This window comes from Frigoribacterium sp. AC759 (genome assembly GCF_979256015.1).
In genome coordinates this window covers 1-229 of record NZ_CEEDMT010000236.1, presented here as the reverse complement: position 1 = coordinate 229, position 229 = coordinate 1, and the positions used below count along the sequence as shown (strand labels likewise).

General features: G+C 69.4%; 1 protein-coding gene. It reads right to left on the bottom strand.

Going from position 1 to position 229, the window contains the following annotated elements; genetic code table 11:
* Window positions 1-229 (bottom strand): endolytic transglycosylase MltG (locus ACZ6JE_RS15805; RefSeq protein ID WP_464319568.1); only part of this gene is annotated, 229 nt, incomplete at both ends.

The window sequence follows — 229 nt, the reverse complement described above, 5'->3', positions numbered from 1 at the left end:
AGACGATGGTCGGATCGCTCTCCAGCCGCATTCCGGCCCGCAGCCGGTTCGAGAAGACGGCCGCCACGCGTGGACGCTCAGCGGCCAGCGCCGTCTCCTTCTCCACGATGGAAGCCAGGACCACCGCCTCTTCCAGGCTGCGTGCGACCGTGGCCGCCGACCGCTGGCTCCACAACAGGCGCAAGTTCTCGTTCGCCGCGCGCTGCATCCGGTCGATCACCGACTGGCG